This window comes from Mesorhizobium sp. B2-4-3, assembly GCF_006442815.1.
GTDB lineage: Bacteria > Pseudomonadota > Alphaproteobacteria > Rhizobiales > Rhizobiaceae > Mesorhizobium.
Genome location: NZ_VFVL01000038.1, coordinates 34,722 through 48,815 on the forward strand (window position 1 = coordinate 34,722; position 14,094 = coordinate 48,815).

At 65.5% G+C, this 14,094-nt stretch carries 12 protein-coding genes; 2 read left to right on the forward strand and 10 right to left on the reverse strand.

The window, feature by feature from the left end:
* Positions 1–57: 57 nt before the first annotated feature.
* Positions 58–1,938 (forward strand): DEAD/DEAH box helicase, encoded by a 1,881-nt coding sequence (locus tag FJ956_RS26775; protein WP_140683845.1) that lies wholly within the window; start codon positions 58–60, stop codon positions 1,936–1,938.
* Between the two features lie 295 nt (positions 1,939–2,233).
* Here FJ956_RS26775 and leuB read toward each other — a convergent pair whose 3' ends face one another.
* The 5 genes from leuB to leuD form a co-directional block, all read right to left on the reverse strand.
* Positions 2,234–3,337, reverse strand: a complete 1,104-nt coding sequence (gene leuB / locus FJ956_RS26780) for a 3-isopropylmalate dehydrogenase (protein ID WP_140683843.1) — start codon at positions 3,335–3,337, stop codon at positions 2,234–2,236.
* A 309-nt stretch (positions 3,338–3,646) separates the two neighbouring features.
* Positions 3,647–3,997, reverse strand: coding sequence for a VOC family protein (locus FJ956_RS26790; RefSeq protein WP_140683840.1), 351 nt, complete (start codon positions 3,995–3,997; stop codon positions 3,647–3,649).
* Between the two features lie 11 nt (positions 3,998–4,008).
* On the reverse strand, positions 4,009–4,392 hold the full coding sequence (locus FJ956_RS26795) for a RidA family protein (RefSeq protein ID WP_140683838.1): 384 nt from the start codon (positions 4,390–4,392) through the stop codon (positions 4,009–4,011).
* Positions 4,393–4,723: 331 nt separating this feature from the next.
* Positions 4,724–5,668, reverse strand: a complete 945-nt coding sequence (locus FJ956_RS26800) for a hypothetical protein (RefSeq protein ID WP_140683835.1) — start codon at positions 5,666–5,668, stop codon at positions 4,724–4,726.
* Positions 5,669–5,743: 75 nt separating this feature from the next.
* Entirely contained in the window at positions 5,744–6,349 is a 606-nt protein-coding gene (leuD, locus tag FJ956_RS26805) for a 3-isopropylmalate dehydratase small subunit (RefSeq protein WP_140647189.1), read from the reverse strand.
* 155 nt (positions 6,350–6,504) lie between these two features.
* On the opposite strand from leuD, the gene FJ956_RS26810 reads away from it, so the two are divergent.
* Entirely contained in the window at positions 6,505–6,930 is a 426-nt protein-coding gene (locus tag FJ956_RS26810; RefSeq protein WP_140683832.1) for a GNAT family N-acetyltransferase, read from the forward strand.
* A gap of 378 nt (positions 6,931–7,308) precedes the next feature.
* Here the strand turns inward: FJ956_RS26810 and FJ956_RS26820 are convergent, their stop codons facing one another.
* From FJ956_RS26820 to FJ956_RS26840, 5 genes are all read right to left on the reverse strand, one after another.
* Positions 7,309–8,439 carry an IS481 family transposase gene (locus FJ956_RS26820; protein ID WP_140683828.1) on the reverse strand — a complete coding sequence of 377 codons (1,131 nt, stop codon included), beginning with the start codon at positions 8,437–8,439 and terminating at the stop codon, positions 7,309–7,311.
* A 104-nt stretch (positions 8,440–8,543) separates the two neighbouring features.
* Positions 8,544–9,710: an FAD-binding oxidoreductase gene (locus tag FJ956_RS26825; protein ID WP_140683824.1), complete on the reverse strand. Its 1,167-nt coding sequence runs from the start codon at positions 9,708–9,710 to the stop codon at positions 8,544–8,546.
* 114 nt (positions 9,711–9,824) lie between these two features.
* The gene (locus FJ956_RS26830; protein ID WP_140683822.1) at positions 9,825–11,396 is read right to left on the reverse strand and encodes a HAMP domain-containing sensor histidine kinase; all 1,572 of its coding nucleotides are present in this window, start codon (positions 11,394–11,396) and stop codon (positions 9,825–9,827) included.
* Positions 11,384–12,082 carry a response regulator transcription factor gene (locus FJ956_RS26835; protein ID WP_140683820.1) on the reverse strand — a complete coding sequence of 233 codons (699 nt, stop codon included), beginning with the start codon at positions 12,080–12,082 and terminating at the stop codon, positions 11,384–11,386. Before FJ956_RS26835 ends, FJ956_RS26830 begins: the two co-directional genes overlap by 13 nt.
* 4 nt (positions 12,083–12,086) lie before the next feature.
* Positions 12,087–13,622 carry a DUF4173 domain-containing protein gene (locus FJ956_RS26840; protein ID WP_246672223.1) on the reverse strand — a complete coding sequence of 512 codons (1,536 nt, stop codon included), beginning with the start codon at positions 13,620–13,622 and terminating at the stop codon, positions 12,087–12,089.
* Positions 13,623–14,094 lie beyond the last annotated feature (472 nt).

Genomic DNA, 14,094 nt, shown 5'->3' on the forward strand with positions numbered 1-14,094 from the left:
GTGCCGGCCCCTTGTGCTCCACGACAGGCACAGAACCCCGAATTCCGAAAGAAGAAAATGTCCAGTTTCGAAACGATCGTTCCTGCGCTGGCGCAGGCGCTGGAAAAGCGCGGTTATTCAGCGCTGACGCCGGTGCAGAAGGCGGTGCTGGGGCCTGAACTCGGCGAGGCCGACGCGCTGGTTTCGGCGCAGACCGGCTCCGGCAAGACCGTCGCCTTCGGCCTTGCCGTCGCGCCGACCCTGCTTGGCGGCGCTCAGCGTTTCGCCGGCGCCGGCGCGCCGCTGGGGCTGGTCGTGGCGCCGACGCGCGAGCTGGCGCTGCAGGTGCGGCGCGAGCTCGAATGGCTTTACGAGCTGACGGGCGCTGAGATCGCCTCCTGCGTCGGCGGCATGGATATGCGCACCGAGCGGCGCGCGCTGGAGCGCGGCGCGCATATCGTCGTCGGCACGCCGGGGCGGCTGCGCGACCACATCACGCGCGGCGCGCTCGACATGTCCGCGCTGAAGGCCGTGGTGCTCGACGAGGCCGACGAGATGCTCGATCTCGGCTTCCGCGAGGATCTCGAATTCATCCTCGACGCGGCGCCCGCCGAGCGCCGCACGCTGATGTTTTCCGCCACCGTGCCGCGCTCCATCGCCACGCTCGCCCAGGGCTACCAGCGCGACGCGGTGCGGATCTCGGCCGCGGGCGAGGAAAAGCAGCATCTCGACATCGAATACCGAGCGCTCAGCGTTGCCCAGGCTGACCGGGAAAATGCCATCATCAACGTGCTGCGCTACTACGAGGCGCAAAACGCGCTGGTGTTCTGCAACACGCGCGCGGCGGTCAACCACCTGACGGCGCGCTTCAACAACCGCAATTTCTCCGTCGTGGCGCTGTCGGGCGAGCTCAGCCAGAACGAGCGCAGCCACGCGCTGCAGGCGATGCGCGACGGCCGCGCAAAAGTCTGCATCGCGACGGATGTCGCCGCGCGCGGCATCGACCTGCCCAATCTCGAGCTGGTGGTGCATGCCGATCTGCCGACCAACCCCGAGACGCTGCTGCATCGCAGTGGCCGCACGGGCCGCGCCGGGCGCAAGGGCGTCAGCGCCCTGATCGTTCCCGGAAGTGCCCGCAGGCGCACCGAGCGGCTGCTCGCCAATGCCGGCATCAAGGCGACATGGGCGAGCCCGCCCTCGGCCGACGATGTGCTGCGCCGCGACGACGAGCGCATTCTGGCCGATCCCGCGCTTGCCGAGCCGATCAACGAGGAGGAGCGCTCCTTCATCGGGACACTGCTCAACCAGCACGGCGCCGAACAAGTGGCGGCGGCCTTCGTGCGGCTTTGCCGCAGCAGCCGCTCGGCACCTGAGGACCTGCTCGACGTCGCGCCGTTCACGCCGTCGCATGAAAGATTGGCGGGCGAGAAATTCGCGCGCCGGGAGGAGACACCCAGCCGCCGCGACGATTTCGGCGACAGCGTCTGGTTCTCGCTTTCGGTCGGCCGGCGGCAGAATGCCGAGCCGCGCTGGCTGATCCCGATGCTGTGCCGCACCGCCGGCATGTCCAAGCGCGAGATCGGCGCCATCAAGATGCAGCCGGAAGAAACCTTCGTGCAGATCGCCGCCGACTGGGCCGACCGGTTCCTCGCCGCGATCGGCCCCGACCGCAAGCTGCAGGGCAACATCGCGGTCAGGCGGATCGACGGCACGCCGGACCTGTCGCGCGCAGGCTACCAGCCACAGAGGCCGGAGAAAAAGCCGCATCGCGGCAAGGGTGCTTTCGACCAGAAGAGCTCCAGATTCGAGAAGCGGGAGCCGGGCGAGCGACAGCCTGGTGGCGAGGCGAAACCCTGGGCGAAGAAGCCGGCAAAGGCGAAGTTCGACAAGCCAAAGTTCGACGGGCCGAAATCCGACCAGCCGGCAAAGCGCAAGAAGCCGAAGAAGCGGCCAGCGTAGGATCGCGACGGAAGTTGGAAGCCGACCCGCGGCGAGCCGCCGAAGCGTCCGATCTTCGTCATCCACGGGCGGAGCGGGAGCGAAGCGGACGCGTAGACCCGAGGATCCATTCCGTTACCTCGCGCGAAGAGTTGCGACGGTGCGGAGCGAAGGCTTCTTCTGCACCGCTGCGACGCTCACAGGTCACGGAATGGATTCTATGGTCTGCGCTGCGTCGCTTCGCTCCTTGCTCCGCCATAGAATGACGAAGGCGTGGTGGCTGCCGGCTTGCGCACGTCGGGCTGACCGGCTGGTTTCACCCCAGGAACTTGGCGATGATGGCGTCGCCCATTTCGGCGGTGCCGACTTCCCTCATGCCGGCCGAGAATATGTCCTTGGTGCGCAGGCCGTCGTCGAGCACGGCGGCGATCGCCGCCTCGAGCTTGTCGGCTTCCGCCACCATGCCGAAGGAATAGCGCAGGCACATGGCGAAGGAGGCGATCATGGCGATCGGGTTGGCGATGCCCTTGCCGGCGATGTCGGGCGCCGAGCCGTGCACCGGCTCGTAGAGCGCCTTGCGCTTCTTGGTCTTTACATCCGGCGCGCCGAGCGAGGCCGACGGCAGCATGCCGATCGAGCCGGTCAGCATGGCGGCGATGTCGGAGAGCATGTCGCCGAACAGATTGTCGGTGACGATGACGTCGAACTGCTTGGGCCAGCGCACCAACTGCATGCCGCCGGCATCGGCCAGCATATTGTCGAGCTTGACGTCGCTGTATCTGGCCTTGTGCGTCTGGCTGACCACCTCGTTCCACAACACGCCCGACTTCATGACGTTGCGCTTTTCCATCGAGGTGACGTGGTTCTTGCGCGTCCGCGCCAGCTCGAAGGCGACGCCGGAGATGCGCTCGATCTCGAACGTATCGTAGACCTGGGTGTCGATGCCGCGCTTCTGGCCGTTGCCGAGATCGATGATCTGCTTCGGCTCGCCGAAATAGACGCCGCCGGTGAGTTCGCGCACGATCAATATGTCGAGGCCCTCGACCACCTCCTGCTTGAGCGAGGAGGACGCGGCCAAAGCCGGGTAGCAGATCGCGGGCCTGAGATTGGCGAACAGCTCCATGTCCTTGCGCAGGCGCAAGAGCCCTGCTTCGGGGCGCACCTCGTAAGGCACAGCATCCCATTTCGGGCCGCCGACGGCGCCGAACAGCACGGCATCCGCGGCAACAGCCTTTGCCATGTCGGCTTCAGAGATCGCCGCCCCATGCGCGTCGTAAGCGCAGCCGCCGACCAGCCCCTCGTCGGTGGCAAAGCCGCTGCCATGCTTGTCGTTCATGGCCTTGATCAGCTTCTTCACCTCGGCCATGGCCTCGGGGCCGATGCCGTCGCCGGCGAGCAGGAAGAGATTTTTCGAAGCCATGGAGAACCGTCCCGGGAAAGTTTTTGAACCGCGGCCTTGCTAAACGCCAAGTGGTTGCGGCGCAAGCCGGAACAGCGATGGTAAGAACAAGCCCATTGCCCGGTGATCCTTCGCGCCCCCCTCTGTCCTGCCGGACATCTCCCCCACAAGGGGGGAGATTGGATGTGACGCCGGCCTTCGCCAATCTCCGACGTTGAAAGAAGGGCGGGCCGCCAAAGCTGCCGATCTCCCCCCTTGTGGGGGAGATGCCCGGCAGGGCAGAGGGGGGTGCTGTCCCGCCGACATATCAGTGAAATCCGTACTCAACCCTCACCGATGCGACAGAATATTCACCAACCTGCCGGACGGGTCGCGGACATAGAAGCGCCGCACGCCCCAGGGCTCGTCGGCCGGGCCGTATTCGATAGCAAAGCCGGCCTTCTTCATACCCGTAAGCGCCGCATCCACGTCATCGACCTCGATCGACAGGTCCGGCACCGGCGTGCCGGATCCGCCTTGCGCCATGAAGCTCACCTGCGCCTGCATCCGTTCCTCGGACCCGTAGGTGGCGATCCAGCCTTGATCCATGAGGATGTCGAGGCCAAGCACGTCATGATAAAAGCGCTTCGCCGCCGCGATGTCCCTTGTGGCGATGTTGGCTACGATGCGTCGGACAGTCATCGCTCCGGCTCCTATGCCGTGCGCCTGAGCGCTGTCACCTCGACCTCGATCTTCATCTCCGGCTTGTTGAGCTGGCACACGATCATCGTCGCCGCCGGGCGGATGTCGCCGAACGCCTCGCCGAGGATCGGGAAGACCACGTCAACATAGGCCTGGTCGGTGATGTAGTAATGCGCCCGCACCACGTCGGCCATGTCGAAGCCGCCCTCGGCCAGCGCCTTGGCGATGGTGGCGAGGCAATTGCGCGTCTGCGCCTCGACCGTGTCCGGCATGGTCATGGTGGCATAGTCGTAGCCGGTCGTGCCGGAGACGAAGCACCAGTCGTCCTGCACCACCGCGCGCGAATAGCCGGCGGTTTTCTCGAAGGGGGAGCCTGTGGAGATGAGCTTGCGCATGGGGGCCTCGTCGCATCTGGTAGGCCTGCATATAGCAGGAGGGGGCGGCCAGGTCGTGGGCCAAGCAATGCTGAGCATTGTCACGAAGGCGAGCCCCGGAGATTAGCGGCAGCCGTCCCTCCCATCGTCATTCCAGGGCGGAGCAAGGAGCGAAGCGACGCGCGCAGACCCTGGAATTCATGCCGAGACGTCGAGGCGCCGCAGCGTTTCAGAATTCTGCACCGCTTGCGCCCCACGACAACGGTCACGGCATGGATTCTAGGGTCTACGCTCCGCTTCGCCTCGCTCCGCCCTAGAATGACGAAGGCAAGGAAAGTCGTCGCAATACGCCCTAATTTCCCTGCGCGTCGTCATAGGCCTTCTTGATGTCCTCCGGCCAGTCCTTGACCGGCGGCCAGGCCTGCGCCTCGCCATTGTCGCCGCGGCGGGCGAAATAGACTTTCTGCTTGGCCGGGTCGACCGCCATGAAGCCGTCATTGCCGCCGCAGTCATGCGGCACGCAGCCGGTGGCGTAGAAGGCGCCCGACGCCGTCTTTTCGGTGCCGCCGCCGACCAAAAGGCTGGTCGCCATGTCGGGCATGTCGTTGCCCAGCAGCGCCTGTCCGGCTTTGTAGACGGCCTCGTTGTGGAAGGCGTCGATGATGTTGTCGTATTTCGACGGGTCGACGTCCTTCCAGTCGGTGCCGGGTTCGGGCGTGTAGGTCAGGTTGCCGGAGGTCGTCAGCCCTTCCGTGGGCGACCATTGCAGCGCCGGCTTGGAATCGCCGGGCAGCAGATAGGGCACGAAATAGATGGCGCTGTCGGAGACTGCCGCCGGCGGCGCACCGCATTCGTCCTGCTCGACCGTGGTGGTCTGGATCTCGCCGTCCTTCGGCTTCCAGACGATGACCTTGGCCGGCCCGCACTGGTTGCCGCCGTCGCCGACATCGACCAGCGCCACGTTGACATCGCCGATCTTGACGATCTTGTCGAAGAAGACGTCGTAATTGCTGGCCAGTTGCTTGCCGTCATAAGACAGCACCTTCTCGCCATCCTGCTCCGGCTGCGTGATGGTGAGCTGGCCGCCCTCGAACGGGATCGGCGCCTGCTTGTCGTCATCCGACGCGGCCTGGTCGTTGCCCGATCCCTGGTCGGCCGTGCCTTGATCGGTCGCCGGCTGCTCGGACGCGGCGGGCGCCGGCTGCGTGGCCGGCGCGGCGGTCTGCGCATTGGCGCCGATTGTGGCGAGAAGGATTGCCGCCGACGCGTAGGCACCGGCTAAAAACAAGCGTGTCATGACTGTCCCTCCATTCAGCCGCCACGAACCCGATCGCTTGCGGCCGGGTCTATCTATCCCTGTGCTTCAGGACGCTCAGGCCCAGGGACGCTGCTCGGCATTCTTCTTCTCGAAGGACGCGATGGCGCCGGCCTTCTCCATGGTCAGCCCGATGTCGTCGAGGCCGTTCAAGAGGCAATGGCGCTTGAAGTCGTCGAGGTCGAACGTGACCACGCCGCCGTCCGGCCCGCGGATCTCCTTGGCCTCGAGGTCGATCGACAGCGTCGCGTTGGAGCCGCGCGAGGCGTCGTCCATCAGCTTGTCGAGGTCTTCCGGGCTGACGGTGATCGGCAGGATGCCGTTCTTGAAGCAGTTGTTGTAGAAGATGTCGGCGAAAGAGGTCGAGATCACGCAGCGGATGCCGAAATCGAGAAGCGCCCATGGCGCATGCTCGCGGCTCGAGCCGCAGCCGAAATTGTCGCCGGCGACCAGGATCTGCGCCTTGCGGTAGGCCGGCTTGTTGAGCACGAAATCCGGGTTCTCCGAACCGTCCTCATTGTAGCGCATCTCGGCGAACAGGCCGGTGCCGAGCCCGGTGCGCTTGATCGTCTTCAGATAATCCTTCGGAATGATCATGTCGGTGTCGACATTGACGATCGGCATGGGCGCGGCGACGCCGGTGAGCTTGGTGAACTTGTCCATGGTGCTTGCCCGTCTTTCCTTGGTGGCAGGGGCACGGTTTACACAAAGCGCTGGGCAAATGAAAGTCAGGTATTGGCAGTTGGGTTCGGGCCATTGAACACAAGATCGGGACCAATGGCTTTCAAAACGCGGGTGGCTGAGGCAATTTGGCGAGGATGGTTGAGCCCACCGAAATCCTTTATGCCAGCGAGTCCACGCTCGACGTCGCCGAATTCCGCCGTGTGCTGGTCGAATCCGGCCTCGGTGAAACACGGCCCGTCGACGACGAAGCGCGCCTGAAGACAATGCTCGGCAATGCCAATCTGGTGCTGACAGCGCGGCTCGACATCGAGGGCAAACCGCTGATCGGCGTCGCGCGCGGCATCACCGATTTTTCCTGGGTCTGCTACATCTCCGAGCTCGCCGTATCCGCCTCGGCACAGGGTCTCGGCGTCGGCAAGGGCTTGATGGACGAGGCCCGCCGCCAGCTCGGGCCATCGGTCGCCATAGGCCTGGTCTCGATACCCAACGCCGTCGGCTTCTACGAACGCATCGGCATGACGCGCATGACCGACGCTTTCTGGTTCTCCCGCAAGCGCTGACCTGAACCGCCACCGATATCGGAGCCGACTCCTGCCTTGGAACCGGCGAGCCGGATCGACCCCCACTCCGTCGAGCTTCGCTCGACACCTCTCCCCCGATCGACGGGCGAGAGGAACCGTGCGAGTTCGCCGACCCTAGCTCCCTTCCTCTCCTCCGGAGGGGGAGAGGTGGCGCTGCGAAGCAGCGACGGAGTGGGGGAAGGCCATGGCGGCTTCGCGGGTTTCCCGGACGCGGCGGCGGAACATGCCGAAGGCTGGGCGCGGGTGCTTGGGCGGCTGCAGGGATATTTTGGCCGCGCGGCCTCCCCCTTCTCCCCTTTGTTTGGACCGGGGACATCGCGAACAGGTGTGCGAGGACATCGCGAACAGTTTTGCATGCTATCGAGCAAGGGCATTGAGGTCGATGGTTTCTATTTTCTGATGTCTGAACCAGGCGTCGAAGACGCCGTCGGTGGCGGTGGGGCGGAAAGCGACTGACCTTCCCGCGAAGGCCCGGCACAAGCGCATTGAGCGGCCAAGGATTGAGACGAAGCCGTGCTGCTGAACGCGGCGGACGAGATCGTCCTTGGCATATTCGAACGGCTCGACAGTTTCGCGATACTGGCGTGGCGAGGCCTGGTAGCGATCGAGCGGCACGCCGCCGTCCAGCGCGTCGTGGGGACGCTGGGCGTTGTAGACGTGGCGCCACTGGTCGAATGCGTCCTGAGCCTCGACGAGATTGGCGAAGGGCGGCCCCTGCAATGCCTCGGCCTTGAGCGAACGATGGAAGCGCTCGTCCTTGCCGAGCGTCTGCGGATGGCAAGGCCTGGAGTGGCTGACGGCGATGCCAGTCTCGATCAGCCAGACGGTGAGCAAGGTGAAGTCGTTGCGGCCGCCATCGCCCCAAGGCGGACCATTGTCGGTGGCGATGCGCCACGGCAGTCCATAGCGGCGGAAGGCGGCGATCAGCCGGGCTTTTACGGTTTCGGTGGTCTGATCAGCGCAAGCCGACAGCACGATCGAGAAGCGCGAATGATCGTCGAGCACGGTAAGCGGATGCAGCCGGCCGGCGCGCAAGGCAACGTGGCCCTTGAAGTCCATCTGCCACAGGTGGTTGGGGGCGGCATGCTCGAAGCGAATGAAAGGCTGGGCTCCGCCGCCCAAAGCCCCCAGCTCGATACCGTTGCGGCGCAGGATCCCGGTGACCGTCGAGGCCGCCGGCGTGCCGATGCCTTCGCGGGCAAGCACCCGCGCGATCTTGCGTCCACCCCAGGCTGGATGCGCCACACGCACCGAAACGGCTGCTGCTTCCACCTCCGGCGCACTGCGTGCCGGGCTCGACAGTGGTCGCCGAGACTGCTCCGCAAGGCCCGCCGTCCCTTCCAGTCGATAGCGCGAAAGCAACTTGTGGCCACAGGTCCGGCCAATGCCGAAGCGCCGGCACAACGCGCTCACATTGGCGCCAGGCGCCAGCGCCAATCTCACGAACTCTTCTTTCTGGCTCATCACGCTTCTGGCCTCGAATGGCATCCCGAACCCCCTCGCGCAAAACGCGCAAAACTGTTCGCGATGTCCTCGCACACCTGTTCGCGATGTCCCCGGTCCAAACACCCTTGTGGGAGAAGGGGGAGCCCTCAGATCACATTCAATTCCCTGAACGCCCTTCCCTCCGCCACCCTTTCATATCCGAACGCCCTGCAGTCCACCGTCCTGTACCCGCCATGCACGATCAACTCGGCGAGCGACTTCCCCACGGCCGGCGCCTGCTGCAGGCCGTGGCCGGAGAAGCCGTTGACGAAGAGGAAGTTTTCGACCTCCGGATGCGGCCCGATCACCGCGTTCTGGTCGAGCGTGTTGTAGTCGTAATGCCCGACCCAGGCGCGCGTCGGCTTGATCGCCTCGAAAGCCGGGATGCGGGCGGCTAAGGTCGGCCAGATCACCTCTTCGAACAGCGGCCAGTTGACGTCGAAGTCCTTCGGATCGGGCGCGACATCGCCCTCCTCCGGCTCGGCGCCGCCGGTGAGGTAGACCGAGCCTTCCGGCCGCACATAGATGCCCGACGGATCGACCAAGAGCGGCATGTCGGCATATTTCTCGCGCGCCTCGAAGACGAAGACGTTGCGCTTGCGCGGCTCGACCGGCAGCGCGAGCCCGGCAAAACCCGCCACCTTGCCGGCGTTCGGTCCGGCGGCGTTGACGACAATGCCGGCTGCAAGCGTCTCGCCATTGTCGAGGCTGACGCCGGTGACGCGATTGCCCTCGCGCGCAATGCCGGTGGCGGAGGCCGCGATGAAATCGATCTTCTTGTCGCGCAGCGCCTTGCGGAACAGCGTCAGCAGCGCATGCGCGTCGAACCAGCCCTCGCCGCTGCAGCCAAAGGCGCCGGCGGTGATGCCTTCGACCGACAGCCACGGGAAGCGGCGCGCCAGCTGCCCGGCGTCCTCGAGCAGGATATCGGAGCCCTCGGCGATCTGCGTCTCGTGATTGGCCTTGAGGATCGGCAGGCCGGCCTCGCCGGCGAGGATGAGGTAGCCGCCCTCGCGAAAGCCGATATCGGCGTCGGCGCCAAAAACCTCTTTCAGCCGCCGGAACAGTTTCAGGGTGAACTGCGACAGGCGGATATTTTCGGGTATCGAGAATTGCTGGCGGATCGAGGCGAGCGACAAGGTTGTCGCCGCATGGGAGAATTGCGGATCGCGCTCGATCAGCGCGATCGAGCCGGTAAAGCCCTCCTCGCGCAGGTAGTAGGCGACCGAGGACCCGACGATGGCTCCGCCGATGATGACGATGTCGTAGCGCATTTTTTCTCCGGCCTGGCGCAATTCCAGGAAAAGTGTGTAGCGGTCACGCTCGACGACTTCGTCGTGGCGGCCCGTCCGGAATTGCGTGGAACAATCCTCTGGACGGTCGCGTCTTCACGCAACCGGCAAGTCGATCTCGAAGCGCGTGCCGCGCTCGGAGTCAACCAGCCTGATCGTGCCATCATGCGCTTTCAGGAGGGCCAGCACGATGCCCAGCCCCATGCCGGTGCCGCCGGACTCGCGCCGCGTGGTGAAGAACGGCTCGAAGATCCTGGCGCGGTTGGCGGCCGAGATGCCGTCGCCGTCGTCGCCGATCTGGACCGACGCGCGCTCGCCATCGGCTGAGGCATGGATCGCCGCCTGTCGGGCGCCGTGCCTTGCAGAATTGTCGATGAGGTTGGCGAGCACGATGCCGAGATTCTCGGCCGAGATGCCGAGCCTGATGTCGCCGCCGCCTTCAAGCCGCGCTTCCAGCCTGGTGTCGACCGGCAACGATGCCAGGGCCGCATGAAGCGTCGTGCTGTCGCCGCTCGGTTCCAGGTTCTCGGCGCGCGCCAGGTCGAGCAGCCGGCGCACCAGGAGATTGAGCCGCCCGGCGTCGGTGACGATGTTGTTGGAGAAGCGCCTGCGCTCGGCCTCGTCCATCGCGCCGCCGGAATCCCTGAGCAGCTCAGCCGCGCCCTGGATCGCCGTCAGCGGCGATTTCAATTCATGCGAGACATGGGTGGCGAAGGTCTGGATGCTGTCGGAACGCGCCTGCAGCTTTTGCGCCATGTCGAGGAAGGCGGTCGACAGCGCCGCCATCTCGCGCGTGCCGTGATGGTCGAGCGGCCTGATCGCGTCGCGATCGCCGGCGGCGATGCGCTTCGTGCGGTCGATCAGCGCGTAGATCGGCCGGCTGACGGTGCGGATGAACACCAGCGCGATCAACAGCGTGCCGCCCAGGATGGCGATGGCCGCCAACGTCACCTTGCCGCGCTCGCCATAGAGGTGCTTGACGATGTTGTTCGGCGTTCGCGACAGGTACACGACGCCGGCTACCCGGCCATCGAGCTCGACCGGCATGGCGACGAAGACGCGCACCTTGGTGCCGCGGCTGACCGAGTAGAGCGGCGGGGTCGGCTGGTCGGGGATGCGCAGCCTGAGCTCGCTGGCATAGGCGCCGGAAAGCGCGGACCGCACCTCCTCGATCTCGCGGAGCGACTGGCCGAGCTCGTCGCCGCCGGCGATCACCACGCCGCGCGGATCGAGCAGCCGGAAGCCGGCAAGCGTCGTTTTCTGCGTCTCGTCGAGAATGCCGTCGAGCCGCGCGCCTATTGCCGCGAAGGCGGGATCGGGCGTGGCGGGAAGCGCCGCCGGCCTCGATGGCATGACATCGTCCGAGGCAAGGTCGAGGCGCGGCTCGATCGGATCATAGGGATAGTTGTTGTCCCTTGCCGGATCGGCCGAGACCGGCGCCCCCAGTCTTTCCGGGGCAATGCCGGCCGCGCGCACCTCGCTGGCATAGACGGCGGCGACGACCGCCCCTTGCGCGATCAGCTCGCCCTCGGTCTGGCGGATCAGCTGGTTCTCGTAGAGCCGGAAGAAGAACAGCCCGACCAGCGGCAGCGCCATGACCAGGATCAGGATGACGACGACGACGGTGGCAAGCCTGGGCCGCCACCTTTCCTTGCTCAACCACCGCATCGGCCGAGCCGGAAGCCGACGCCATGCACCGTCGCGATCGCATCGATACAGCCGACCGCGGCCAGCTTGGCCCGCACGTTGCGGATGTGGCTGTCGACCGTGCGCTCCGAGACATGGATGTTGGAGGCATAGGCATTGGCCATCACCGCGTCGCGGCCAAGCACGTGCTGCGGCCGGGTGAGGAAGCCTTTCAGGATCGCGAACTCGATCGCCGTCAAGGTGAGCGGCTTGCCGTCGAAGCTCGCCGCATGGCTTGCCGGGACAAGCATGAGCTTGCCATGCGAGAATTCACGGTCGTCCGTCTCTTCCTCCACGGCAGCCGGCCGCGCGCGCCGCAGGATGACGTTGACGCGGGCGACCAGCTCGCGCGGGCTGAACGGCTTGGTCACATAGTCGTCGCCACCCATCTCGAGGCCGAGGATGCGGTCGATCTCTTCATCCCGCGCGGACAGGAACAGCACCGGCACGTCGGATTTTTGCCTGAGCCTGCGGCAGACCTCGAGCCCGTCCATCTCCGGCATGCCGATGTCGAGCACGATGAGGTCGGGCGCGCGGCGCTCGACCGCCTGGAGTGCTGCGGCGCCATCGGCGACGGCGGCCGTCTTCATGCCGGCCTTTTCCAGCGCGAAGCAGATGATCTCGCGGATATGCGGGTCGTCGTCGGCGACGAGGATATTGTGAGGCATGAAATCAGCGGCCCGGTGCGGACGGTTGCGCAGATGGAGGAAGCACGAGCGGGCCTCTGTTGTCGAGAACCCGTACCAGCCGCCAGTCGCGAAAGCTCCAGGCGCGCCACTTCTTTTGTTCGGCAAGATAATCGTCGATCATCACCTGGTCGGCCAGATAAGTGGTCGGCATTCCGATCTTGTGTGTGTGGTAGCGGTCCAGCGCCGGCATGGCGACAGCGCCGAGCGAGTGCAGATACGGCGTGTCGAGCGGAGTGCCGGATCCGGTCATTTCCAGGGAATGGTCGACATTGAAGTTGGCGATCGTTGCTGCGAAGTTGACGAAGCAGCAGGCATAAAGCGTCGCCGATAGTGTCACAAGATTGGCGGAGAGCAGCCATTCGCCAGATTTTTGAAGCGCGATGCGGGCGACGATGAGGGCCAGCCCCGCCGCCACCAGTCCCATCCAGATGAAGGCGGCGATGCGCAGATAGGTGAGCGCATAGACGTCGATATAGAGATCGAGCCGCAGCATCGAGGAGATCACCAGCGCGATGTTCTGCGCCACCCAGAGATAGACCAGCCCGCGGATCAGCGGATCCCGGGACGTCTCGCTGCCCGAGCGCAGCGCCGCCAGCACGAAGCCGGCGGCGAGCAGCGCGGTGGCGACCAGCGGATAGGCGCCGCGATGCGCATAGGCGGCATAGGTCATCCCGTCGGGCAGGGCGACCCCGCCCCAGAGATAGGTGGCGTCGAGCGCGCTCTGCACCGCGAACAAGCCATTGAAGACAATCAGCGCGCGCAGGATGGCCGCTTTGCCGAAGAGGATATCCTCGGCCTTCGCCGGTCTCGCTGCGGGCGTGGCAGGCAAAACGCGCCTGACACGGAAAGCGAAGCGCGGCAGGCGCGGCCGCAGGACCGCCCAGACGCCGGCCAGCACGACCAGCCAGAAGATCAGCCGCGCGAACTCGATTTCTTCGAGGAGCGCGTAGAGGTCGATCAGCGACAGCCAGTGTTCGATGATCGGATTGGCGGCGCCGAACAGCGCCAGGAAGACGACGCCAAGCGTCAAGGGCATGATCCAGACGACAATCGCCGTAAGCTGAAGCCGCCGCTGACCGAGTTCCCGCGCTGCCTTGCGCCAGCGGAAGAAGTCGCGGGCGAAGCGGAAGGGTGCTGCGATCAGGAACAGGCTGAGCTGGCGGGCTATTCGGGCAGGTTCGCTGCGCAGCCGCCCGGCCAACGACAGCGCGAAGACCGCAAGTGCCGCGACAGCGACCAGCAGCGAAAGCGGACTGACATTTTCGACGAGAGGCAGCAGCGCGGCGAACAGCGCGGCCGGCTTCAGCCAAACCCGGCCGTCGCTGAGCGCCGCCGGATGCATGGCGACGACCGTGGCGGCAAGCACGGTCGCGAAGATGAAGACGGTGATCCCGACCGGCTGGCCGTAGAAAAGAAAATCGGCCAGCGCCACCAGCAGCGCGGCGGCGCCGACACGGCGGCAGTAGCTCGGGACAGGCGATGTCTTGCTCGGCGGCGCCGTCATGGTCATCGTCGTCATCGCTGGGCCTTCCTGGCTGTGTTGGCGCCGCCGCATGCCGGCCGCGATCTGAACGGAAGCACCGTCGCCGTGACGCGCCGCCTTTGCGGCTCGATGAGCCACCAGCCTTCGTCGCGGAGCCGGCGCGGTAGGGACCAGCCTGGTGTGTGAGGTGTTCGCATGCCGGCTTTGTCGCCGACGGGCACGGTGAACGCGCGGCGGATTGGAGGAGGTTTTCCGCACAGATTTGCAGATTTGGTGCAGGACAGCCTGGCGCCGGCGCCCGAGACGCTCGAGTACGGCATCGCATATGGCGGTGCCAGCCCCTGGGATGTCGTCAAAGGCGATAGAGAGGGTTCTTGCGCGTGAAGCTGCGATCTATCCTTCGTCATTCTAGGGCGGAGCAAGGCGCGAAACGACGCGCGCAGACCCTCTTATGACCGTGGTCAAGAGTGATGGATGAACTTTTCCGCCCCATGTCGTTTGTCACAGG

Coding starts and splice junctions, on each gene's coding strand:
- FJ956_RS26775 (WP_140683845.1), top strand. CDS start 58: ATGTCCAGTTTCGAAACGATCGTTCCTGCGCTGGCGCAGGCGCTGGAA.
- leuB (WP_140683843.1), bottom strand. CDS start 3,337: ATGGCTTCGAAAAATCTCTTCCTGCTCGCCGGCGACGGCATCGGCCCC.
- FJ956_RS26790 (WP_140683840.1), bottom strand. CDS start 3,997: ATGACTGTCCGACGCATCGTAGCCAACATCGCCACAAGGGACATCGCG.
- FJ956_RS26795 (WP_140683838.1), bottom strand. CDS start 4,392: ATGCGCAAGCTCATCTCCACAGGCTCCCCCTTCGAGAAAACCGCCGGC.
- FJ956_RS26800 (WP_140683835.1), bottom strand. CDS start 5,668: ATGACACGCTTGTTTTTAGCCGGTGCCTACGCGTCGGCGGCAATCCTT.
- leuD (WP_140647189.1), bottom strand. CDS start 6,349: ATGGACAAGTTCACCAAGCTCACCGGCGTCGCCGCGCCCATGCCGATC.
- FJ956_RS26810 (WP_140683832.1), top strand. CDS start 6,505: ATGGTTGAGCCCACCGAAATCCTTTATGCCAGCGAGTCCACGCTCGAC.
- FJ956_RS26820 (WP_140683828.1), bottom strand. CDS start 8,439: ATGCCATTCGAGGCCAGAAGCGTGATGAGCCAGAAAGAAGAGTTCGTG.
- FJ956_RS26825 (WP_140683824.1), bottom strand. CDS start 9,710: ATGCGCTACGACATCGTCATCATCGGCGGAGCCATCGTCGGGTCCTCG.
- FJ956_RS26830 (WP_140683822.1), bottom strand. CDS start 11,396: ATGCGGTGGTTGAGCAAGGAAAGGTGGCGGCCCAGGCTTGCCACCGTC.
- FJ956_RS26835 (WP_140683820.1), bottom strand. CDS start 12,082: ATGCCTCACAATATCCTCGTCGCCGACGACGACCCGCATATCCGCGAG.
- FJ956_RS26840 (WP_246672223.1), bottom strand. CDS start 13,622: ATGACGACGATGACCATGACGGCGCCGCCGAGCAAGACATCGCCTGTC.